This is a genomic window from Mycolicibacterium monacense, from assembly GCF_010731575.1.
GTDB classification, from domain to species: domain Bacteria; phylum Actinomycetota; class Actinomycetes; order Mycobacteriales; family Mycobacteriaceae; genus Mycobacterium; species Mycobacterium monacense.
The window spans coordinates 3,340,498-3,361,193 of the sequence record NZ_AP022617.1 but is presented as its reverse complement, the minus strand read 5'-3'; the positions used below and the strand labels follow the sequence as shown (position 1 = coordinate 3,361,193).

The following is a 20,696-nucleotide window of genomic DNA, read 5'->3' as shown; positions in this document are numbered from 1 at the left end:
TAACCGCGAACATCTAGGCTCGACGTCGTGCCTGTTCCCGCCCCGTCAACCGTGCGTCAGGCCGCCGTGCTGGTGGCCCTCGAGGGTGCCACCGGTGTGGTGGCCGCCCTGGTCTATCTCATCAGCGGCTTCTCCCGCGCCGAGGAGGCCGGACTCAACAAGTTCGGCACGGCGGCGTGGTTCGCGATCGTCGGCAGTGGCGTGCTGGCCGCCGGGTGGGCGCTGTGGACCGGGCGGCGGTGGGGTCGCGGGATCGCGGTGTTCGCCCAGCTGCTGCTGCTGCCGGTGACGTGGTACGTCGCGGTGGGGTCGCACCAGTGGTTCTATGGAATCCCGGTCGCCGTGGTCGCGCTGACCGCGCTGCTGCTGTTGTTCAGTCCGTCGGCGCTGCAGTGGCTGGGCGCTCAGGATCCCGCGAGCGCCGACAATTCGGGACCCGACACCCGGTAGGTGATCCACTCGGTCTGCGGTTTGCCTCCGACGGCGTCGTAGAGCGCGATCGCGTTCTCGTTCCAGTCGAGCACCGCCCAGGTCAGCCGGCTGTAGCCCTTGGTGACGCATTCGCGCGCGAGCGTCGACAGCAGGGTGCGGGCCAGTCCCCGGCGGCGGTACTGCGGCCGGACGAAGAGGTCCTCGAGGTAGATGCCGGCCACGCCGTCCCAGGTCGAGAAGTTGTAGAACCACAGGGCGCCGGCGGCGGCCTCACCGTCAACCTCGACGAGGTGACCGTAGACACGCGGCTCGACCCCGAAAAGCGCGTCGTACATCTGCTTTTCGGTCACGGTGCACTCGTCGGACGCGCGTTCGAACGCGGCCAGCTCGTGCACCATCGCGGTGAGCGCCACCTCGTCACCGGGTTCGACCCGGCGGACGGACACGGTCATTGCGTTACCCCCAGTGCGGACAGGATGGTCGTGAATTTCGTTGTGGTCTCTGCGACTTCGTCGTCCGGATCGGATTCGGCGACGATGCCGCCCCCGGAGTGGGCGGTGGCGGCGAGCCGATCGGCGGCCAGTTGGGCGCACCGGATGGACACCACCCAGCGGCCGTCACCCGTCGCGTCGCACCAGCCGACGGCGCCGGCGTAGAAGCCGCGGTCGCCCTCGAGGCGTTTGATCAACTCCGCGGCCAGGTCGGTCGGAACGCCGCCGACGGCCGGGGTCGGGTGCAGTGCGACCGCGAGATCCAGTGCGGTAGTGGTTGTTTCGCGTAACCGTCCGGTGATCTGAGTGCTCAGGTGCCAGACGGCGGCCGTCGCGCTGAGGTGCGGTGTCGGCGCGATTTGCAGATCCACGCACAGCGGGTCGAGAGCCTTGCGCACCTCGTCGATCACGATGGCGTGTTCGTGCCGGTTCTTGGCGGAGTCGGCGAGGGCGGCGCCGCTGGCCCGGTCCGCCGCGGGGTCGGCGAACCGCGGCGCCGAACCGGCGAAGGGTTGGCACGTCACCACCTCACCGCGCCGGGCCACCAGCAGTTCCGGGCTGGCGCCGATCAGGGCCGCACCGCGGTAGTGGGCTCCGGCTGCGGTGAGATCGGCCAGATACGCGTTGGCGCTCGCATCGTCGGCGAGCAGGCGCCGCAGCACGGTTCGCGCGTCTAGTGGTCCGTCGGCGGTCAGGTGCAGCGCCCGCGCGAGGACGACTTTGTGCAGTCCGGTGGCGGGGTCGTTCAGCGCGCGCACCGCCGACGCGACGCGTGCGCGGTGCTCCTGGGGTGCGGGCCGGAACTCGGCGATCCGTACACGTGGCAGGTCGACGGCCGACCAGTCCGGCAGCGCATCGAGGAAGCGTACGTGCTGCGGGCGGAACAGTGCCGTCGGCGCGGTCAGGTCGAAAGGCAAGGCGCCCAGGATCATTGGGGCATCGCCTGCGCCCAGCGCGGTGCGCGCGTCGCCCAGCGCGGGGTACGGCGTGTGGACGCCGTCGGCCAGGACGACACCGTCGTCGCCGGTGAGGACGAAGCTCGGCTCGACGGTCACGTCGGCAGGCACGGATGCGGATAACCGGTCAGCGCCAACGCGCTGATCTGGCGCACCCCGTGCTCCCAACCACACACCGCGATCGACGCCGCGACCATCGCGAACCGGATGCCGTCGGCCAGCGGCAACTCCGCCCACCGGGTGATCACCGCCCGGGAGAAGTGACCGTGCCCGACGAAGATGACGTCACGCGACTCGAGGTGGCCCAGCGCGACCTCCACCGCACGGTCGGCGCGCTCATTGACCGCCTCGACGCTCTCCCCGCCCGGGCAGCCGTGGGTCCACACCAGCCACTCGGGATCGGATTCACGGATCTCGGCGGTCGTGCGGCCTTCGTAGTCGCCGTAATCCCATTCCACGAGGAGGTCGGACACCTCGTCCACGGCCAGCCCGGCCAGTTTCGCCGTGTCGAGTGCCCGCAGCCGCGGGCTGCTGATCACCAGCGGGTTGTCCAGCGTGAGCCGGTCGAGCGCCGCGGCGGTCTGAGTCGCCTGGTCACGGCCCGTTTCGGTGAGCCCGAGGTCGGTGCGGCTGGTGTGCCGTCCCGAACGCGACCACTCCGTCTCGCCGTGGCGGATGAGCAGAAGTCGATGGTCGGTCAGGCCCACACCGGTCGATTCTGCCGCACGTCCGTGTGTCAGGGCCGTGCGCGTGTCAGGATGGCACGCGTGACGCGGGTACTTGCGGTCGCCAATCAAAAGGGTGGGGTCGCCAAAACAACGACGGTTGCATCGTTGGGCGCAGCGATGGCGGAAAGTGGCAAGCGGGTGTTGCTCGTCGACCTGGACCCCCAGGGGTCGTTGACGTTCTCGCTGGGCCACGACCCCGACAAGTTGCCGGTCTCGGTGCATGAGGTGCTGCTGGGGGAGGTGGAACCGGATGCGGCGCTGGTGGACACACCGGAAGGGATGACGTTGCTACCGGCGAATATCGACCTCGCCGGAGCGGAGGCGATGCTGCTCATGCGCGCCGGTCGTGAGCATGCGCTCAAACGTGCGATGGCCAAGCTGACCGGCACGTATGACGTGGTGCTGATCGACTGTCCGCCGTCTCTGGGCGTGCTCACGCTCAACGGGTTGACCGCCGCCCACGAGGTGATCGTGCCCCTGCAGTGCGAAACGCTGGCGCACCGCGGGGTCGGCCAGTTCCTGCGGACGGTGTCCGACGTCCAGGCGATCACCAACCCGGATCTGAAGATGCTCGGGGCGCTCCCGACGCTGTACGACTCCAGGACCACCCACAGTCGCGACGTGCTGTTCGACGTCGTCGACCGCTACGAGTTGCCGGTGCTGGCGCCGCCGATCCCGCGCACGGTGCGGTTCGCCGAGGCCAGCGCGTCGGGATCGTCGGTGATCGCGGGCCGCAAGAACAAGGGGTCGGTGGCCTACCGGGCACTGGCGGCGGCGCTGCTCAAGCACTGGAAGAACGGTAAGGACATGCCGACCTACACCCCCGAGGTCTAACCCAGCCCGACCAGTTCGCCGCCGCGCAGTTCGACCACGCGGTCACCGACCACCGCCGGGATGACCGCACCGTCGACGGGGGGACGCGCGAGCGGGATGTGCCGTTCGCCGGTGCCCGAACCGGGCTCGAACACGTCGTAACCGTCGGTGACGGGCACCAGCAACCGATCGGCCATTTCGGCGGCCGGCCCGAGCGGCAGGCTCGGTCCCGACGGCGTGACCGTGTACTTGTACCGGAGCCCGGAGCCGTCGAAGACCATCACAGAGTCACCGGTCCACCACGTGATCAGGTCGCCTGCCCGCGACGCGACGGCGTCCGGGGATGCGGGTGAGGTCATCAAGGTGCTGGCGACCGTCGTCCCGGTTTCGTCGATGACGTTGACGGTGGGCTGCGGCGTCGGCAGGTAGACGGCCGTCGTGGTCTCGGACACGGCGATGACACGGGCGTCGGAATCAGCGAGTACGTCGGCCAGCTCGACGTACTTGATGTCCGGCACGTCCTCTTCGTCCGAGGGCCGCAGAAGCGTCAACCGCAGATCGGGTTCTTTCGGGCAGGCTTCCAGAACCGAGACCGCCGAGGAACTGGCCGCCGCGGACGTCAGGCGGCACAGTGGCGCCGCGGGTACGTCGGGTTTGACCCGCGCATCGAGCGCGCCGTAGCTGAGCATGCGGACCATGTCCGAACGCCACAGCTCGAGTCGGCTCTCACCGGCCGACAGCACGGTGGTGCCGTCGGTGCTCAACGTCACTGCGGGGTCGGCGAATCCGGTGCGCGCGTTGCCGCGCTTACCCGTTCTGCCGTTGATCGTGGTGACCTGGCCGCAGCCCCGCGAGTCCGGGTACACGGCCACCGCGTAGTGGTAGACCGACGTGACACCGCACAGGTCGACGTCACGGGAGTAGCTCCACACCGTGTCCCCGGTGGCGGGGTCACGGCCCGCGACCGTCGAACCGTCGCCGGTCACGACGCTGCCCCCGACGACGACCGGCAGCCGCGTCTTCGGGCTGGCCGCGCTCCAGAGTTCCCGCAGGGCCGACGGGACGTCGGCTGCGGGCTCGGGATCGGGTACCGCCTGCTCGGCGGGCTGACTGATGGTGGCTCTGGCGTCGCTGGTCCACCAGACCAGGGCCGCGGTCACCGCGATCACCGCTGCGATCGCGACGGCGGCCATCACGTCACCGCGGGTGCGGCGCTCGGGTTTGACCACTGAAGGAGCTGACCGTCGGGTCAGCTGGTCGCGGGCGCGGCCTTGCGCGGACGCCGACGGCGGCGCCGACGTCCGGCCTGGCCGGACTCGCCACCGGCCTCGGTGTCCCCGTCACCGTTGCCGTCGGCGGCCTCGACCACCGGCTGCTCGGCCGACCCCTCGACGTGACCGGTGACGGGCTTGCCCGCGCGGGTGCGCCGACGGTTGCGCGACCGGCTGCGGGCGGGCTTGTCGTCCCCGTCGCGATCGCCGTCCCGCTCACCGCGGGCGGGGCGCTCGGAACGCTTCGCGGCCGCGCGGGCCTTGGGCTCACCCACCGAACCGCCTGCCTCGGTCGGAATGCCCAGCTCTTCGTAGAGGTGGGGTGAGCTGGAGTAGGTCTCGGCGGGGTCGGGCGTGTTCAGACCCAGCGCCTTGTCGATCATCGACCACCGGGGGAGTTCGTCCCAGTCGACCAGCGTGACCGCGACACCGGTCTTGCCCGCACGCCCGGTGCGGCCGATGCGGTGCACGTAGGCCTGCTCGTCCTCGGGGATCTGGAAGTTGATGACGTGGGTGATGTCGTCGATGTCGATGCCGCGCGCGGCGACGTCGGTGGCGACCAGCACGTCGACCTCACCGGTGCGGAAGCTCTTGAGCGCCTTCTCGCGTGCGCCCTGCCCCAGGTCACCGTGCACGGCGCCGACCTTGAACCCGCGCTCGGCGAGTTCGTCGGCGACTTTCTGCGCGGTGCGCTTGGTGCGGGTGAAGATCATCGTCGCGCCACGGCCATCGGCCTGCAGGATCCGGCTGACCATCTCGACCTTGTCCAGCGCGTGGGCGCGGTAGGCGAACTGCGCGGTGGTGTCGTGGGTGGCCGACGACTGCGGCGACTCGGCGCGAATGTGGGTGGGCTGGTTCATGAACGTGCGGGCCAGCGTGATGATCGGATCCGGCATCGTGGCGGAGAACAGCATCGCCTGGCGGGTGTCGGGGGTCTGCCGCAGGATGCGCTCGATATCGGGCAGGAAGCCCAGGTCGAGCATCTCGTCGGCCTCGTCGAGCACCAGCACCGACAGGCCGCCCAGCTGCAGGTGACCCTGCTGGGCGAGGTCGAGCAGCCGGCCGGGGGTGCCGACCACGACGTCGGCGCCCTTGCGCAGCGACTCGATCTGCGGCTCGTAGGGGCGGCCACCGTAGATCGACACGACGGAGAGCTTGCGGTCGCCGGCGGTCAGGTACTTGGCGGCCAGCGACAGGTCGCTGTGGACCTGCAGGCACAGCTCGCGGGTGGGCACGACGATCAGGGCGCGGGGGATCCCGCTCAGTTCCTTCTCGGTGTCGGTGGTGACGCGCTGCAGCAGCGGCACACCGAAGGCATAGGTCTTGCCCATCCCGGTGCGCGCCTGACCGATCAGGTCATCGCCGGCCAACGCCATGGGCAGCGTCAGTTCCTGGATGGCGAAGGGTTGGTGGATACCCTCCTCGGCGAGTGCGCGGCAGATCTCGTCGCGCACGCCAAGGCTGGCGAATGTCATGTCAACAGGTGTTGTCAAAGGAGTCATGCTTGGTGAACGTGGCCTTTCATAGTCGACCCTCGTGGCCGGCTTCGTGGTTTTCCACGCGCACACGAGTTTGACGATGAAGCGGCCTCGTCGCCCCGTCACGGGCGGTGCCGATCCGCTGAGCCCTGCACTTTCGGAAGCGGGCCAACGCGTGTACGCACATTTCTTCGGGAGCGGCTCGTCTCGAATGAGTCGCTGCCTGCGGACATCATACCCCGGATGGCTTTGCCGGGATGGATCGGCGCTCGCCGGCGATTACAGTTGGGCCATGAATTCGACGCAACCTGCAGCATCGGGAGAGCAGACGGTCACCCCGGCAACGGCAGGTGTGTCGGCCGACCATCCCGGCGTCGACGAACTGTTCGCGCTGCTCGCCTACGGTGAGGTGGCGGCGTTCTACCGGTTGACCGAGGAAGCGCGCATGGCGCCCAACCTGCGCGGACGCATCAACATGGCGAGTATGGCGGCCGCCGAGATGAACCACTACGAGTTGCTGCGCGACGCCATGGAGCGCCGCGGCGTCGACGTGGTCCCGGCGATGACGAAGTACGCCTCGGCGCTGGAGAACTACCACCGGTTGACGACGCCGAGCACGTGGCTCGAGGCACTGGTCAAGACCTATGTCGGTGATGCCCTGGCCGCCGATTTCTACAACGAGATCGCCGGTGCCCTGCCCGATCAGGTGGCCGCGGTGGTGCGCGGTGTGCTCTCCGAGACCGGACACTCTCAGTTCGTGGTCGCCGAGGTTCGTGCCGCGGTCACCGCCAGCGATCGGCAGAGGCACCGGTTGGCGCTGTGGTCGCGGCGACTGCTCGGTGAGGCGATCACCCAGGCGCAGTACGTCCTGGCCGACCACGACGAACTGGTCGACCTCGTGATGTCCGGCGGGGAAGGACTGCCCCAGATGGCGGAGTTCTTCGACCGGTTGCAGCAGACACACCACGCCCGGATGCAGGAACTCGGCCTGGCCTGAACCGCTACTGCGTGCAGGTGGCGATCATCGAATTGTTGTTCTGGGTCACCAGCGCCGCGCCTGCGGCGTCGGTGATCGCGCAGTTGAGTTGACCTCCGACGCTGGTCGCGGTGACCGATTTGAGCTCCACGCCCGGGTCGAGCACGACGGTCTTCGACCACGGCAGCGACACGTTGACCTCGGTCTGCAGCGCGCCCTGCTGGTCGGTGTAGATGACGGTCACGAAGTCGATGAGCTGGCGGTTGCCGGTGACCGTGTAGGTGATCGCGCGCGGGGTGGCCGCGGCGGGGGGCGGCGGAGCGACGGCACTCGGCGCCGGATCGGGGGTGGCGCTCGCCGACGGCGACGGGGGTGCGGTCGGGGTCACGGTCGTGATGGTCTCGGGGGCGAGTGACGCGGTCGGAGGCGGTAGCGCCGCCGACGTGTCGTGCGGTGCGGTCGCGGTGGCCGGTGGACGGCTCTGTGCCGACGTGCCGACCGTCGCCGACACCGATCCGCTGTCGCCGCCGCCGAGGATCACCAGCGTGCAGATCACCGCGACCAGGAGGACGGCGCCCGCGACGCCGGCGATCCACTTCCAGCGGCTGTCGATGGTAGCGGCGTACGCGTCGTAGTCCTCGTAGTCCTCGTAGTCGGGATCCTCGACGTCCGTGGCGGCGTACCGCCCGGAGTCCCAGCTCTGTCCGTAGTCGGAGTGGCCGTCGGCGTAGTGCCGGTATCCCGGGTGGTCGGCGCCGGAGTAGGGCGCGTAGCTCGGACGGTCGTCGTAGCCCGGCTGGTCGGCCCGCGGACGGTCCAAGCGTTCGGTTCGCGCGGACGTGTACGGCGAATGCGGCGAATAATGCCTGGTCATGATGGCTTTCCGGTAGCTTTCAGCGGCTCTGCGTCCGATGCTAGCGGGGCGAAAGTGACAGATGAGGTCGTGCAGCACCCGATTCGGTCACGGTCCGGCGTCGGTTCGGTCGCCGGTCGAGACCCTCGCCCGCGAAACGCCGACGCTCGGCCGCGACGGCTTCGCGCAGCGCGTAATCACCAGGGCGGCGCCGGGTCGGCGGCGTCCACTAGCCTTTCCGATTAGCGACAGGGAGTCAGCGACGGCACGACGAAAGGGTTCAAGCGTGGAGGTCAAGATCGGTGTTTCGGACAGCCCACGCGAGCTCGTCCTCAACAGCGCGCAGACGCCCAGTGAGGTCGAGAAGCTGGTGACCGACGCGCTCGCCGAGGGTGCGGGCGGCGTTCTCGCGCTGTCGGACGAGAAGGGGCGCCGCTACCTGGTGCAGACGAGCCGAATCGCCTATGTGGAGATCGGTGCCGCCGACGTGCGGCGCGTGGGCTTCGGTGTGGTCGGCGCGGAGGCCATCAAGAACGGGTGAGCGGCACGTGGGACAACCCGCCCCAGGCGAAGTGCACCGTGCCGTCGACCGCATCGTCCTTCGAGATCGGCCGCTCGGCATCGAGCCAGTAGCGGGCGCAGTCCACGCTGATGGCCACGAGGCCCACCGCGATCATCCTGGCCCGGTGGGCCTCCAGGCCGGAATCCCGGCTGATCAGGTCGAACACCGCATCGGTGCAGGCTTCGGTCGCCACCTTCACCTGCGCGGCCACCTGCGGTTCGCTGGTGTAGTCGTTCTCGAAGATCAGCCGGTAGCCCTGGCTGTCGTGTTCGATGAAGTCGAAGAACGCCTGAACGGCAGCGCGCAGCCGTTGCCGGTTGTCGGTGGTGGTGCGCAGCGCCTGACGCACTCCGGAGACCATGTTGTCGACGTGGCGTTGCAGCACCGCGAGATACAGCTCGAGCTTCGACGAGAAGTGTTGGTAGAGAACCGGTTTGCTGACACCGGCGCGGTCGGCGATCTCGTCCATGCCGGCGGCGTGATAACCGCGGTCGACGAAAACCTCACTGGCGGCGATCAGTAACTGCCCGCGACGCTCGTCGCGGGGAAGTCGATTACCGCGCCGGTTGTTCTTCGGCAGCCCGGTGCTGTTGGCAGGCTTGTCGCCACTCCTCTCAGCGGTGTTGGCGAGATCGCTCATGAAGTCCTCAATCTGGATTCGGCTGGCGCGCTCGGCGGTGCTGGGCCAAGGCGCTCATCGCTCCGACACTACTACCGGTGGGGTGTCACACGCGTCGCGACACCTGCCGCGGCGGGCGGTGGCGCGCCGGAAACCCAAGTCCACAGGTCTGTGCCATCCTGTTTTGGTGACCTACGACTCCCGCACGCGTGGAGGACACATGGGTCCAGAGCGTCGCGGGGACGGTCGGGTCCCGGCCGTTCGCAGCGAGTGGCAGGAGCCGCTGCGCGCCCACCGCGATCCGCTTCGTGCGCAGCGGGACCCGTTGGCGGCCGACAGCGGACGTGCCCGGTCCAATCGAGATGACCGGCGGCAGTGGCGCAAACAGACCTGGCTCGGCCGCTTCGTGTCGACCTACGGCTGGCGCGCGTATGCGCTGCCGATACTCGCCGTGCTCACCGTCGTCGTCATTTACCAGACCGTGACCGGCACCAGCGCGCCCGAACAGGTTGCCGACGAAGAAGGACCGGTCCAGGGCCCGCCCACGATCGGCGTCGCCAGCACCCAGATCGTCGGCGCACCGCCCAAGGGGCTCACCCAGTTCGACGCCAACCTGCCGACCGGCATCCTGCCCGCGGGCGGACCCTTCACCGAGGCCGGCGCGAGGACCTGGCACGTCGTTCCCGGCACCACACCGCAGGTCGGCCAGGGGACGACCAAGAACTTCACCTATACCGTGGAGGTCGAGGACGGGCTCGACACCACCGGCTTCGGCGGCGACGAGGGCTTCGCCCGCATGGTCGACGAGACGCTGGCCAACCCGAAGAGCTGGACCCACAATCCGCAGTTCGCGTTCACCCGTATCGACCCCGGCGCCGGCGTCCCCGACTTCCGGGTGTCGCTGACCTCACCGCTGACCATTCGCGACGGCTGCGGCTACGACATCCAGCTCGAGGCGTCCTGTTACAACCCGGCCTATCTCGGTGACCAGCCGCGGGTGTTCATCAACGAGGCGCGCTGGGTGCGCGGCGCCGTGCCGTTCCAGGGCGACATCGGGTCCTACCGGCAGTACGTCGTCAACCACGAGGTGGGCCACGCGATCGGTTATCAACGTCACGAATCCTGCATCGAGAACGGGGCGCTCGCGCCGATCATGATGCAGCAGACGTTCTCCACCTCGAACGACGACGCCTCTCGGTTCGACCCCGAGACCGTGCGGTCCGACGGGCTGACGTGCCGCTTCAATCCCTGGCCGTATCCGATCGCCTGACGGGGAAGCCTGCGGGGCTCTGCACTGTTGTGTCAGGTGCCTATTGTGAAGGTGACTCGACCGCCCATCGCGGTCGACGCACCGCAGACTTGAGGAGATACCGGTGTCCGGGAATGTGGGAACGCTCCCTCAACAATCATTGCCTCCGCTGGTGGAGCCGGTCGGCGAACTGACCCGCGAAGAGGTCGCCCGCTACAGCCGCCACCTGATCATCCCCGACCTCGGACTCGACGGTCAGAAGCGGCTCAAGAACGCCAAGGTGCTGGTCATCGGCGCCGGCGGTCTGGGCTCGCCGACCCTGCTGTATCTCGCCGCGGCCGGAGTCGGCACCATCGGGATCGTCGAGTTCGACGTGGTCGACGAGTCCAATCTGCAGCGGCAGGTCATCCACGGCCAGTCCGACATCGGCAGGCCCAAAGCGCAGAGCGCACGTGATTCGATCCTCGAGATCAACCCGCTGGTGACCGTGCGCCTGCACGAGGAGCGCCTCGAGCCGGAGAACGCCGTCGGACGGTTCGAGCAGTACGACCTGATCCTCGACGGCACCGACAACTTCGCCACCCGCTATCTGGTCAACGACGCCGCGGTGCTCGCGCACAAGCCGTACGTGTGGGGTTCGATCTACCGCTTCGAGGGTCAGGTGTCGGTGTTCTGGGAGGACGCCCCCAACGGGCTCGGCCTCAACTATCGCGACCTCTACCCCGAACCGCCGCCCCCGGGCATGGTCCCGTCCTGCGCCGAGGGCGGGGTGCTGGGCATCCTGTGCGCGTCGATCGCGTCGGTGATGGGCACCGAGGCGATCAAGCTGATCACCGGTATCGGCGAGCCCCTGCTCGGCCGGCTGATGGTCTACGACGCACTCGACATGACCTACCGCACGATCAAGATCCGCAAGGATCCGGCGACGCCGAAGATCACCGAACTCATCGACTACGAGGCGTTCTGCGGTGTGGTCTCCGACGCCGCCGCCGACGCCGCCGCGGACTCCACGGTCACGCCACGGGAGCTGCGCGAGCTGATCGACGCGGGTAAGCCGGTGGCCCTGATCGACGTACGTGAACAGGTCGAATGGGATATCAACCGCATCGAAGGCGCCGAGCTCATCCCGAAATCGGCGATCGAGGCGGGCGACGGGCTGGCCAAGCTGCCGCACGACCGGATCCCGGTGCTGTACTGCAAGACCGGCGTTCGCTCGGCGGAGGCGCTCGCGGCGGTCAAGAAGGCCGGCTTCTCCGACGCGCTGCACCTGCAGGGCGGCATCGTGGCATGGGCGAAGCAACTCGAGCCCGACATGGTGATGTACTGACCGACCTTTGGTCTCAGCCCGGCAACGGCTCGGCGACACAGCAGGTCAGCGCGTCAATTGTCGGCACTGTCACCGGTAGCCTGACCCTGTGAGCACCGAGCGACCGCCCGATCATGTCCTGGCGGCGTTCGGGCTGGTCGGCGTACGTCCGGTCCCGCTCGGATCGAGTTGGGAGGGCGGCTGGCGCTGCGGCGAGGTCGTGCTGTCGATGGTTGCCGACCACGCCCGCGCGGCGTGGTCGGCGAAGGTCCGGGAGACGTTGTTCGTCGACGGGGTGCGGTTGGCGCGGCCCGTCCGGTCCACCGACGGGCGCTACGTCGTCGCCGGCTGGCGGGCCGACACGTTCGTTGCGGGCACCCCCGAACCCCGGCACGACGAGGTGGTGTCGGCGGCGGTCCGCCTGCACGAGGCCACCTCCAAGCTCGAGCGGCCGCGCTTCCTCACCCAGCCGCCGGTCGCACCGTGGGCCGACGTCGACGTGTTCATCGCCGCTGACCGCGCCGCCTGGGAGGAACGTCCGCTGCACTCCCTGCCGCCGGGTGCGCGCGTCGCGCCCGGTTCGGCCGACGGACAACGCTCGATCGAGTTGATCAACCAGCTCGCCACCCTGCGTCGGGCCACCAAGAGTCCGAGTCAGCTGGTACACGGCGACCTGTACGGCACCGTGCTCTTCGCGGGCGCCGCCGCCCCCGGGATCACCGACATCACGCCGTACTGGCGTCCGGCCTCGTGGGCGGCCGGGGTGGTGGTCGTCGATGCACTGTCATGGGGTGAGGCCGACGACGGGCTGATCGAACGCTGGGCGTCGTTACCGGAGTGGCCGCAGATGTTGTTGCGCGCGTTGATGTTCCGGCTCGCCGTGCACGCGCTGCATCCACGGTCGACAGCGGCGGCCTTCCCGGGGTTGGCCCGTACCGCCGCGTTGGTGCGGTTGGTGCTCTAACCGAAGGTGTGCCGGACATCCCGCAGGGGCACCCGGCCGTCGACGGCCAGAACGCCCTCTGCGCGCAGCAGTTCGAGCTGCCGGGTGGCCAGATGCGGTGCGGGCCTGCCGGATGCGCCGATCACGCGGTGCCACGGTAGATCCGACGAGTCGGTGCGCATGATCCAGCCGACGATCCGGGGGCTGGACAACCCTGCCGCATCGGCGATGTCACCATAGGTGGCGACCCGGGCCGGGGGAATCTGCGCCACCAGTGCGCGCACGGCCTCCACCTGCTCGTCGGTGATGGCCGCCACTGTCAGCTCCGTTCGAGGTGTTCGCGGATGACCGCAGCCGTCTCCGCCGGCTTCGCCTGACCCACCATGTGGTCGCAATCCCACTGCAGCACAGTCAGATCCGACCCGAGGGCGGCGTCGAGCGTCGCGAGCAGCTCGTCGGTGGCGTACGGCGGGTCGGTGCGCGACGCCCGCACCAGGGTGGTCGGCGTACCGTCTCGGGGGACCGTCACCGGCCGGGCCAGCTCACTCCAGTACGACATCATCGCCGGAATGCTGATCCGCCACCCGCTGCGGCCGTTCGGCAGGGTGACCAGATGCTCGTCGAGTTCGCGGTCCAGTTCGGCGGAATCCACCTCCCCCCATGACCCCGACACCTTCTCGGCCCGCGCCTCGGCCCGGTCGGTGTAGTCGGGGGAGGCGAACATGTCGTCGGCGATCTCGCGCATCCACTCACCGTCGAGGTCGACCGCCGGGTCGAGCAGCACCAGCCCGGACACGAGATCCGGCCGCGCCGCCGCCAGGGCCAGCGCGACCGCACCACCGAAGGAGTGTCCCACCACCACGACCGGACCGCCCCCGTCGGCGTCGAGCAGGCTGGCGAGCGCGTCGGTGTTGGCGTCCAACGTCCACGGGGCCGCCCACGAGGATCTGCCGTGACCGATCAAGTCCGGTGCGGCGACGGAGAACTCGGGCAGATACCGGGTTGCCAGCGTCTGCCAGCGCTGACCGTGGCCGGTCAACCCGTGCACAGCCAGCAGCTGGGCGGGTTCCGGCGGACCGTAGCGATGCACGTGCAGGCTCACGTCCACGATGGTGCCAGCCCGCACCGACGGCGGCTTGTCGGACCCCCGTGATCTCATGCCCTCATGACCGCACCGGACGTCGAAGCGACCACCGCCGCGCACACCGAGCCGCGCTCGCTGCTCGAGCCGGGGCGGCGCGGTGTGGTGCGTCTGTTCGGCGGTCCCGGCACCGGGAAGTCGACGCTGCTCGTCGACACCGCGGCCGCGCACATCGCCGCCGGCGTCGATCCGGAATCGGTTCTGCTCCTGACCGGTTCGGCGTCGCTCCGGTCGGCGGCCCGCGCGGCGGTCACCCGCAGACTGCTCGACGGCGGCGCCCGCCAGGTGGTGCGCGCACCACTGGTCCGCACGGTCCACTCCTATGCGTTCGCGGTGCTGCGGCTGGCCGCCCAGCGCAACGGCGACGCGCCGCCGCGGCTGATCACCAGCGCCGAACAGGACGGGATCATCCGCGAACTGCTCGCAGGCGACCTCGAGGACGGTGACCGTTCGGCCGTCGCCTGGCCGGCCGCACTGCGCCCGGCACTCACCACCGCCGGATTCGCCACCGAACTGCGCGACCTGATGGCCCGGTGCACCGAACGCGGTGTCGATCCTGTTGCGCTGCAACGCCTCGGCCGGTTGTCCCGCCGCCCGGAATGGGCCGCCGCCGGCCGGTTCGCGCAGGCCTACGAGCAGATCATGCTGCTGCGCTCGGCGGTCGGCATGGCCGCTCCCCAGGCGACGACGCCCGCACTCGGGGCGGCCGAACTCGTCGGCGCCGCACTCGAGGCGTTCGCCATGGACGCCGATCTGCTGGCGGCCGAACGCAACCGCATCGGACTACTCCTGGTCGACGACGCCCAGCACCTCGACCCGCAGGCCGCCCGGCTGGTGCGGGTACTGGCCGCCGGTGCCGATCTGACCGTATTCGCCGGTGACCCCGACCAATCGGTGTTCGGCTACCGCGGCGCGGACCCGGCACTGCTGCGCACGGAGGAGGGCAGCGCGATCGTCCTGACCCGCTCACACCGTTGCGCACCCGCGGTGGCGCGTGCGATGAGCGGAATCGCGCGGCGCCTGCCCGGGCCGCGCCCTGAATTCGTCGGCAACGAGGACGGCCGCGGTGACGGCTCGGTCGCGGTACGGGTCGCCGCGACGGCCCATGCCGAATCGGCGCTCATCGCCGATGCGCTTCGCCGCGCGCACCTCGTCGACGGGGTGCCGTGGTCCGAGATGGCCGTCATCGTGCGCTCACTGCCGCGTGCCGGGGCGCCGCTGGCCCGTGCGCTGACCGCCGCCGGGGTTCCCGTCGACCTGCCCGCGGCCGCACCGCTGGTCGAGGAGCCGGCCGCGCGCGCCCTGCTGACGGTGCTCGAGGCCACCGCCGACGGTTTGACCGGAGCCCAGGCCGAGGCGCTGCTCTCCGGCCCGGTCGGCCGGGTCGATCCGGTCACAATGCGCCAGGTGCGCCGGGCGCTGCGCCGCGCCGACGGTAGCCAGCCCCCACGTGAGTTCACCGACCTGCTCGTCGACGCGCTCACCGGCCCCTTGCCGGCGGCGTCGGACGTGTCGGCCGAACTGCAGCGGCCGCTGCGCCGCGTCCGGTCCGTGCTCGCGGCCGCGCGCCGCAGCGTCGACGACGGACTCGACCCCCGGCACACCCTCTGGCAGGCCTGGCACCGCAGCGGGCTGCAGCGGCGGTGGCTCGCGGCCAGTGAACGCGGCGGAGCCGCGGGCGCCCAGGCGGATCGCGACCTCGACGCCGTCACCGCCCTGTTCGACGTCGCCGACCAGTACGTGACCCGCACCGCGGGGGCGTCGGTGCGCGGTCTCCTCGACCATGTCGCCGCGCTCGGCCTGCCGCCCGGCCGCCGCGGTGAGCGGCGCGACCCGGAGGCCGTCGCGGTGCTCAGCGCCCATGCCGCGTTGGCGGGCGAATGGGACCTCGTCGTGGTCGCCGGGCTGCAGGAAGGCCTGTGGCCGAACACGATCCCGCGCGGCGGGGTCCTGGGCACCCAACGCCTGGTCGACGTGCTCGACGGCGTGACCGATTCCGCGTCCGACGCGGTGTCGACGCGCGCACCGCTGCTCGCCGAGGAACGCCGGCTGCTGATCGCCGCGCTCGGCCGCGCCCGGCGCCGGGTCCTGGTGACCGCCGTCGACAGCGACTCGGGCGCCGAAGCGATGTTGCCGTCGCCGTTCTGCCAGGAACTGACCGCACTGGCCACCGATCCGGGTGACGGTCCGCCCGCCCCCGTGCGGGCGCCGCGCGTGCTGGCGCCGTCGGCGCTGGTCGGCCGGCTGCGGGCGGTGGTGTGCGCCCCCGACGGCGCCGTCGACGACGCGGCCCGCGAGTGCGCGGCCGCCCAGCTGGCGCGACTGGCCGCGGCGGGCGTCCCCGGCGCCGACCCCGGTCAGTGGCACGCCATGACGGCGCTGTCCACCGACGAGCCGTTGTGGAACGACGAGCAGCAGGTGGTCACGCTGTCGCCATCGACGCTGCAGGCCCTGACCGACTGCCCGCTGCGCTGGCTGCTCGAACGCCACGGTGGGCGTGATGGTCGTGACGTTCGTTCGGCGGTCGGATCGCTGCTGCACGCGCTGGTCTCCGAACCGGGCAGGACCGAGAGCCAGCTGCTCAACGACCTCGAGCGGGTGTGGGCGGACCTGCCGTACGAGGCGCAGTGGCACGCCGACAACGAACTCACCCGCCATCAGGCCATGCTGTCGGCGTTCGAGCAGTGGCGCGCCCAGACCCGCCGCGAGCTGACCGAGGTCGGCACCGAGATCGACGTCGACGGTGTCGTCTGCGACGCCGACGACGGCAGGCCCGCGGTCCGGGTGCGCGGCCGCCTCGACCGGCTGGAGCGCGACAGCGCCGGCCGGCTCGTCGTCGTGGACATCAAGACCGGTAAGAGCCCGGTCACCAAGGACGACGCCCAGCGGCACGCCCAGCTGGCGATGTACCAACTGGCCGTCGCGGCGGGCCTGCTCGCCGAGGGTGACGTGCCCGGCGGCGGCAAACTGGTCTACCTGGGCAAGAGCGGTGCGGCCGGGCCGACGGAACGCGAACAGGACGCGCTGACCCCCGACACCGTCGCGCAGTGGCGGCAGGACGTCGGCGAGGCCGCCGCCGCCACCCAGGGACCGGGGTTCGTCGCACGGGTCAACGACAGCTGCGCGCACTGTCCGGTGCGCAGCAGCTGCCCCGCCCAGTCCGCGGGGGAGCGCGCATGACCGCGCGGTACAGTCCCGCCGAATTGGCCTCGGCGCTGGGCCTTTTCGCCCCCACCGACGAACAGGCGGCGGTCATCGCCGCGCCGCCGGGCCCGGTCGTCGTGATCGCCGGGGCGGGTGCGGGCAAAACCGAGACCATGGCCGCTCGGGTGGTGTGGCTGGTCGCCAACGGCTATGCCACACCGGGGCAGGTGCTCGGGCTGACCTTCACCCGTAAGGCGGCCGGTCAGTTGTTGCGCCGGGTACGCACCCGGCTGGCGCGGTTGTCCGGTGCCGGGTTGGTGCCCGGCATCGGCCCGGGACTCGGAGCCACCGACGACCCGCCGACGGTCAGCACCTACCACGCGTTCGCCGGCATGCTGCTGCGCGACCACGGTCTGCTGCTGCCGATCGAGCCGGAGACCCGGTTGCTCGGTGAGACCGAACTGTGGCAGTTGGCCCATCGCGTGGTGTGCGAACATCCCGGCCCGCTCGAGATCGACAAGACGCCGGCGGCGGTCACCGACATGGTGCTGCGCCTCGCCGGCCAACTCGCCGAGCATCTGGTCGACACCGACGAGTTGCGCGACACCCACGTCGAGCTCGAGCGGCTGGTGCACACCCTGCCCGCCGGGCCCTATCAGCGTGACCGCGGGCCGAGCCAGTGGCTGCTGCGGATGCTGGCGACACAGACCGAGCGCACCGAGCTCATCCCGTTGGTCGACGCCCTGCACCGGCGGATGCAGTCCGAGAAGGTGATGGACTTCGGGATGCAGATGGCCGCCGCCGCCCGGCTCGCCGCCGCCCACCCGCAGGTCGGCGCCGAGCTGCGGGCCCGCTACCGCGTGGTGTTGCTCGACGAGTACCAGGACACCGGACACGCCCAGCGGGTGGCGCTGTCGGCGCTGTTCGGGGGCGGTGTGGACGACGGTCTGGCGTTGACCGCGGTCGGCGACCCGATCCAGTCGATCTACGGCTGGCGCGGTGCGTCGGCGACCAACCTGCCCCGCTTCGCCACCGACTTCCCCCTCTCCGACTGCACTCCCGCCCGCGTCCTGGAGCTGCGCACCAGTTGGCGCAATCCGCCGAGCACACTGCATCTGGCCAACGCGGTGTCCGCTGAAGCGCGGCAGCGTTCGGTGGCGGTGCGGTCGCTGCGGCCGCGGCCGGGCGCGGAGCCCGGCACCATCCGGCTCGCACTGCTCGACAACGTTGCCGCAGAACGTGACTGGTTGGCCGACGAGGTGGCCCGTCGCTACGACGCCGCCCGTGCCGAGGACGAGGCCCCGCCCACGGCGGCGGTGCTGCTGCGCCGCAACGCGGACGCGGCACCGATGGCCGAGGCGCTCACAGCGCGGGGTGTGCCCGTGGAGGTGGTGGGTTTGGCCGGTCTGCTCGGGGTCGCCGAGGTCGCCGACGTGGTGGCGATGTTGCGTCTGGTGGCCGATCCCACCGCGGGTGCGGCGGCGATGCGCACCGTGACCGGTCCGCGGTGGCGACTCGGCGGACGCGACATCGCGGCGCTGTGGCGGCGGGCTGTCGAACTCGACGACGGTGGACCGGGTCCGGAGGCGACGGCGGCAGAGATCGTCGCCCGGGCCGCACCGGACGCCGATGCGGCCTGTCTGGCCGACGCGATCTGTGATCCGGGTCCCGCCGAGCGGTACTCACCGGAGGGCTACCGCCGCATCGTCGCGCTCGGACGCGAATTGACCTCGCTGCGTGGGCACCTCGGCATCGCGCTACCCGACCTCGTCACCGAGGTGCGCCGGGTGCTCGGCGTCGACGTCGAGGCCCGCGCAGCCATGCCGGTGCCTGCGGGTTGGTCGGGGACCGAACACCTCGACGCCTTCGTCGACGTCGTCGCCGACTACGCGGGCCGGCCCGGCGCCACGATCAGCGGGCTGCTCGCCTATCTCGACGCGGCGATGGAGCGCGAGAACGGTCTGGCGCCCGCGGATCTCGCCGTCTCCACCGAGCGGGTGCAGATCCTGACGGTGCACGCCGCCAAGGGGTTGGAATGGCAGGTGGTGGCGGTGCCGCATCTGAGCGGACGGATCTTCCCGTCGACCGCGCAGGCCCGCACGTGGCTGACCGATCCGGCGGATCTGCCCCCGCTGCTGCGCGGCGACCGGGCGACCACCACCGACCATGGCGTGCCGGTGCTCGACACCTCCGACGTCAACGATCGAAAGATCCTGTCGGACAGGATCAACGACCACAAACGCCACCTCGAGCAGCGTCGCGTCGACGAGGAGCGGCGGCTGCTGTACGTCGCGCTCACCCGCGCCGAGGACACACTGCTGCTCTCCGGACACCACTGGGGTGCGACGGAGGCGAAACCGCGGGGCCCGTCGGAGTTCCTGGAGGAGCTCAAGGACATCATCGACCGCGCTGAGCAGGCCGGGCAGCCCTGCGGAGTGGTCGACCAGTGGGCGCCGGCGCCGGCCGAGGGTGAGAAGAACCCGTTGCGCGACAACGTCAAAGAGGTGCTCTGGCCCGCCGACCCGGCCGGCGGCCGACGCGCCGCGGTCGACCGCGGCGCGCAGTTGGTGGCCCGGGCTATGGCCGGTGCGGTGGAGACGGTTCAGGATGTCGACGGCTGGGCGGCCGACGTGGACGCGCTGCTCGCCGAACGTGAACGGGCCGCGCAGAAGCCACCGCTGACACTGCCGGCCGAGGTCTCGGTGAGCACGCTGGTGAACCTCAGCAACGACCCGGACGCGGTGCTGTCCCGACTCAACCGCCGGGTGCCCACCCGACCCGACCCGAATGCCTCGCTGGGCACGGCTTTTCACGACTGGGTGCAGCGCTACTTCGGGGCCGAGCGGTTGTTCGACCTCGACGATCTGCCCGGGGCCGTCGACAGCGACTTCAGGCGCACCGAAGCCGAACAGCTCACCGAACTGCAGACGTCGTTCATGTTGTCCCCGTGGGCCGCCCGCACACCGATCGACGTCGAGGTGCCGTTCGACATGGTTATCGGGGAGACGATGGTGCGGGGCCGCATCGACGCGGTGTTCGCCGATGACGACGGCGGCGCCACCATCGTCGACTGGAAGACCGGGGCGGCGCCGGACACACCCTCGGCCGCTGAGCACGCCGCGATCCAGCTCGCCGTCTACCGGCTGGCGTGGGCGCAACTGAGCGGATGCCCGGTGGAGCGGGTGCGGGCGGCGTTCCACTACGTCCGCCCGAACCAGACGCTTCGCCCGGCCGGCCTACCGGATGTGGAGGATCTCGCGGCGCTGCTGGCGGCGGCGCGGGAACCGGCGGGTCAGGAGGTGCGGTAGATCTTGAGCGCCTGGGTGATCATCGGGATCTGCAGCGGCAACCGGGCGATCGCGGCGATGCGCATCGGCCACGGCTTGTCCCACCACAGCCGCACCATGTTGACGTTGCCGGGAAAGACCGCCACGTACAGCGCGACCGCGGCGAGGGCACCCGCCTTGCGGGTCTGCGGCGCCGCCAACGCGGCGGCGACTCCGAGTTCGGCCACCCCCGAGGCATAGGTGTAAAACCGCGGGCTCCCGGGCAACTCCGCCGGGATGATGCCGTCGAACGGCTTCGGGGCGACGAAGTGCAGGATGCCGATACCGGCCAGCATCGCCGCCATCCGGTTGGCCAGTTTGGACCCGGCGTTGCGCTGCAAGACGGCTGAGGGAGAGGTCATGATTACATTGTGCTGGTGCGACAGTCCCACTCGATGACGGACCCTC

Annotated in this window: 19 protein-coding genes; 9 read left to right on the top strand and 10 right to left on the bottom strand. The window is 70.4% G+C overall.

Annotation, left to right across the window (positions count from 1 at the left end):
* Nucleotides 1–27 precede the first annotated feature (27 nt).
* Nucleotides 28–450 carry a hypothetical protein gene (locus G6N49_RS16160; protein ID WP_011855056.1) on the top strand — a complete coding sequence of 141 codons (423 nt, stop codon included), beginning with the start codon at nt 28–30 and terminating at the stop codon, nt 448–450.
* On the opposite strand, the gene G6N49_RS16155 is transcribed toward G6N49_RS16160, so the two are convergent.
* From G6N49_RS16155 to G6N49_RS16145, 3 genes are read right to left on the bottom strand one after another with little or no spacing between them, the layout of a single operon-like run.
* The gene (locus G6N49_RS16155) at nt 405–884 is read right to left on the bottom strand and encodes a GNAT family N-acetyltransferase (protein WP_011855057.1); all 480 of its coding nucleotides are present in this window, start codon (nt 882–884) and stop codon (nt 405–407) included. The genes G6N49_RS16160 and G6N49_RS16155 overlap by 46 nt on opposite strands.
* Nucleotides 881–1,978 (bottom strand): isochorismate synthase, encoded by a 1,098-nt coding sequence (locus G6N49_RS16150; RefSeq protein WP_011855058.1) that lies wholly within the window; start codon nt 1,976–1,978, stop codon nt 881–883. Before G6N49_RS16150 ends, G6N49_RS16155 begins: the two co-directional genes overlap by 4 nt.
* Entirely contained in the window at nt 1,975–2,586 is a 612-nt protein-coding gene (locus G6N49_RS16145) for an acid phosphatase (RefSeq protein WP_011855059.1), read from the bottom strand. The genes G6N49_RS16150 and G6N49_RS16145 overlap by 4 nt, the downstream gene beginning before the upstream one ends.
* 51 nt (nt 2,587–2,637) lie before the next feature.
* Here G6N49_RS16145 and G6N49_RS16140 point away from each other — a divergent pair, with 51 nt between their 5' ends.
* The gene (locus G6N49_RS16140) at nt 2,638–3,441 is read left to right on the top strand and encodes a ParA family protein (protein WP_179967764.1); all 804 of its coding nucleotides are present in this window, start codon (nt 2,638–2,640) and stop codon (nt 3,439–3,441) included.
* On the opposite strand, the gene G6N49_RS16135 is transcribed toward G6N49_RS16140, so the two are convergent.
* Nucleotides 3,438–4,649 (bottom strand): Rv3212 family protein, encoded by a 1,212-nt coding sequence (locus G6N49_RS16135; protein WP_011855082.1) that lies wholly within the window; start codon nt 4,647–4,649, stop codon nt 3,438–3,440. The genes G6N49_RS16140 and G6N49_RS16135 overlap by 4 nt on opposite strands.
* A gap of 20 nt (nt 4,650–4,669) precedes the next feature.
* Nucleotides 4,670–6,193, bottom strand: coding sequence for a DEAD/DEAH box helicase (locus G6N49_RS16130; RefSeq protein WP_011855083.1), 1,524 nt, complete (start codon nt 6,191–6,193; stop codon nt 4,670–4,672).
* Nucleotides 6,194–6,461: 268 nt separating this feature from the next.
* Here G6N49_RS16130 and G6N49_RS16125 point away from each other — a divergent pair, with 268 nt between their 5' ends.
* On the top strand, nt 6,462–7,166 hold the full coding sequence (locus G6N49_RS16125; protein WP_011558805.1) for a ferritin-like fold-containing protein: 705 nt from the start codon (nt 6,462–6,464) through the stop codon (nt 7,164–7,166).
* A gap of 4 nt (nt 7,167–7,170) precedes the next feature.
* On the opposite strand, the gene G6N49_RS16120 is transcribed toward G6N49_RS16125, so the two are convergent.
* A complete protein-coding gene (locus tag G6N49_RS16120; RefSeq protein WP_011855084.1) occupies nt 7,171–8,019 on the bottom strand; it encodes a hypothetical protein in 849 nt (282 codons plus the stop codon).
* 265 nt (nt 8,020–8,284) lie between these two features.
* Here G6N49_RS16120 and G6N49_RS16115 point away from each other — a divergent pair, with 265 nt between their 5' ends.
* Nucleotides 8,285–8,539, top strand: a complete 255-nt coding sequence (locus G6N49_RS16115) for a DUF3107 domain-containing protein (protein WP_011558807.1) — start codon at nt 8,285–8,287, stop codon at nt 8,537–8,539.
* Here G6N49_RS16115 and G6N49_RS16110 read toward each other — a convergent pair.
* Nucleotides 8,526–9,200 (bottom strand): HTH-type transcriptional activator FasR, encoded by a 675-nt coding sequence (locus tag G6N49_RS16110; RefSeq protein WP_011855085.1) that lies wholly within the window; start codon nt 9,198–9,200, stop codon nt 8,526–8,528. The two genes, G6N49_RS16115 and G6N49_RS16110, sit on opposite strands and share 14 nt — an antisense overlap.
* Nucleotides 9,201–9,399: 199 nt before the next feature.
* On the opposite strand from G6N49_RS16110, the gene G6N49_RS16105 reads away from it, so the two are divergent.
* The 3 genes from G6N49_RS16105 (at nt 9,400) to G6N49_RS16095 (ending at nt 12,698) form a co-directional block, all read left to right on the top strand.
* Entirely contained in the window at nt 9,400–10,449 is a 1,050-nt protein-coding gene (locus tag G6N49_RS16105; protein ID WP_011855086.1) for a DUF3152 domain-containing protein, read from the top strand.
* Between the two features lie 139 nt (nt 10,450–10,588).
* Entirely contained in the window at nt 10,589–11,755 is a 1,167-nt protein-coding gene (moeZ, locus tag G6N49_RS16100) for an adenylyltransferase/sulfurtransferase MoeZ (protein WP_179967847.1), read from the top strand.
* A gap of 88 nt (nt 11,756–11,843) precedes the next feature.
* On the top strand, nt 11,844–12,698 hold the full coding sequence (locus tag G6N49_RS16095; protein ID WP_011558811.1) for a TIGR02569 family protein: 855 nt from the start codon (nt 11,844–11,846) through the stop codon (nt 12,696–12,698).
* Here the strand turns inward: G6N49_RS16095 and G6N49_RS16090 are convergent.
* Complete coding sequence (locus tag G6N49_RS16090; protein WP_011855088.1) at nt 12,695–12,994, bottom strand: MGMT family protein; 300 nt, start codon at nt 12,992–12,994, stop codon at nt 12,695–12,697. The genes G6N49_RS16095 and G6N49_RS16090 overlap by 4 nt on opposite strands.
* A gap of 2 nt (nt 12,995–12,996) precedes the next feature.
* On the bottom strand, nt 12,997–13,836 hold the full coding sequence (locus tag G6N49_RS16085; RefSeq protein WP_083044669.1) for an alpha/beta fold hydrolase: 840 nt from the start codon (nt 13,834–13,836) through the stop codon (nt 12,997–12,999).
* A 6-nt stretch (nt 13,837–13,842) separates the two neighbouring features.
* On the opposite strand from G6N49_RS16085, the gene G6N49_RS16080 reads away from it, so the two are divergent.
* Nucleotides 13,843–16,998 carry an ATP-dependent helicase gene (locus G6N49_RS16080; RefSeq protein WP_083044668.1) on the top strand — a complete coding sequence of 1,052 codons (3,156 nt, stop codon included), beginning with the start codon at nt 13,843–13,845 and terminating at the stop codon, nt 16,996–16,998.
* On the top strand, nt 16,995–20,270 hold the full coding sequence (locus G6N49_RS16075) for an ATP-dependent helicase (protein WP_011855091.1): 3,276 nt from the start codon (nt 16,995–16,997) through the stop codon (nt 20,268–20,270). The genes G6N49_RS16080 and G6N49_RS16075 overlap by 4 nt, the downstream gene beginning before the upstream one ends.
* On the opposite strand, the gene G6N49_RS16070 is transcribed toward G6N49_RS16075, so the two are convergent.
* On the bottom strand, nt 20,255–20,650 hold the full coding sequence (locus G6N49_RS16070) for a DoxX family protein (RefSeq protein ID WP_011855092.1): 396 nt from the start codon (nt 20,648–20,650) through the stop codon (nt 20,255–20,257). The two genes, G6N49_RS16075 and G6N49_RS16070, sit on opposite strands and share 16 nt — an antisense overlap.
* Between the last annotated feature and the right edge of the window lie 46 nt (nt 20,651–20,696).

What these genes read in the sequence shown, in the direction of transcription:
- G6N49_RS16155 (WP_011855057.1), bottom strand. Translation starts at nt 884, where the DNA reads ATGACCGTGTCCGTCCGCCGGGTCGAACCCGGTGACGAGGTGGCGCTC.
- G6N49_RS16140 (WP_179967764.1), top strand. Translation starts at nt 2,638, where the DNA reads ATGGCACGCGTGACGCGGGTACTTGCGGTCGCCAATCAAAAGGGTGGG.
- G6N49_RS16130 (WP_011855083.1), bottom strand. Translation starts at nt 6,193, where the DNA reads ATGACTCCTTTGACAACACCTGTTGACATGACATTCGCCAGCCTTGGC.
- G6N49_RS16125 (WP_011558805.1), top strand. Translation starts at nt 6,462, where the DNA reads ATGAATTCGACGCAACCTGCAGCATCGGGAGAGCAGACGGTCACCCCG.
- G6N49_RS16120 (WP_011855084.1), bottom strand. Translation starts at nt 8,019, where the DNA reads ATGACCAGGCATTATTCGCCGCATTCGCCGTACACGTCCGCGCGAACC.
- G6N49_RS16110 (WP_011855085.1), bottom strand. Translation starts at nt 9,200, where the DNA reads ATGAGCGATCTCGCCAACACCGCTGAGAGGAGTGGCGACAAGCCTGCC.
- G6N49_RS16105 (WP_011855086.1), top strand. Translation starts at nt 9,400, where the DNA reads ATGGGTCCAGAGCGTCGCGGGGACGGTCGGGTCCCGGCCGTTCGCAGC.
- G6N49_RS16085 (WP_083044669.1), bottom strand. Translation starts at nt 13,836, where the DNA reads ATGAGATCACGGGGGTCCGACAAGCCGCCGTCGGTGCGGGCTGGCACC.
- G6N49_RS16080 (WP_083044668.1), top strand. Translation starts at nt 13,843, where the DNA reads ATGACCGCACCGGACGTCGAAGCGACCACCGCCGCGCACACCGAGCCG.
- G6N49_RS16075 (WP_011855091.1), top strand. Translation starts at nt 16,995, where the DNA reads ATGACCGCGCGGTACAGTCCCGCCGAATTGGCCTCGGCGCTGGGCCTT.
- G6N49_RS16070 (WP_011855092.1), bottom strand. Translation starts at nt 20,650, where the DNA reads ATGACCTCTCCCTCAGCCGTCTTGCAGCGCAACGCCGGGTCCAAACTG.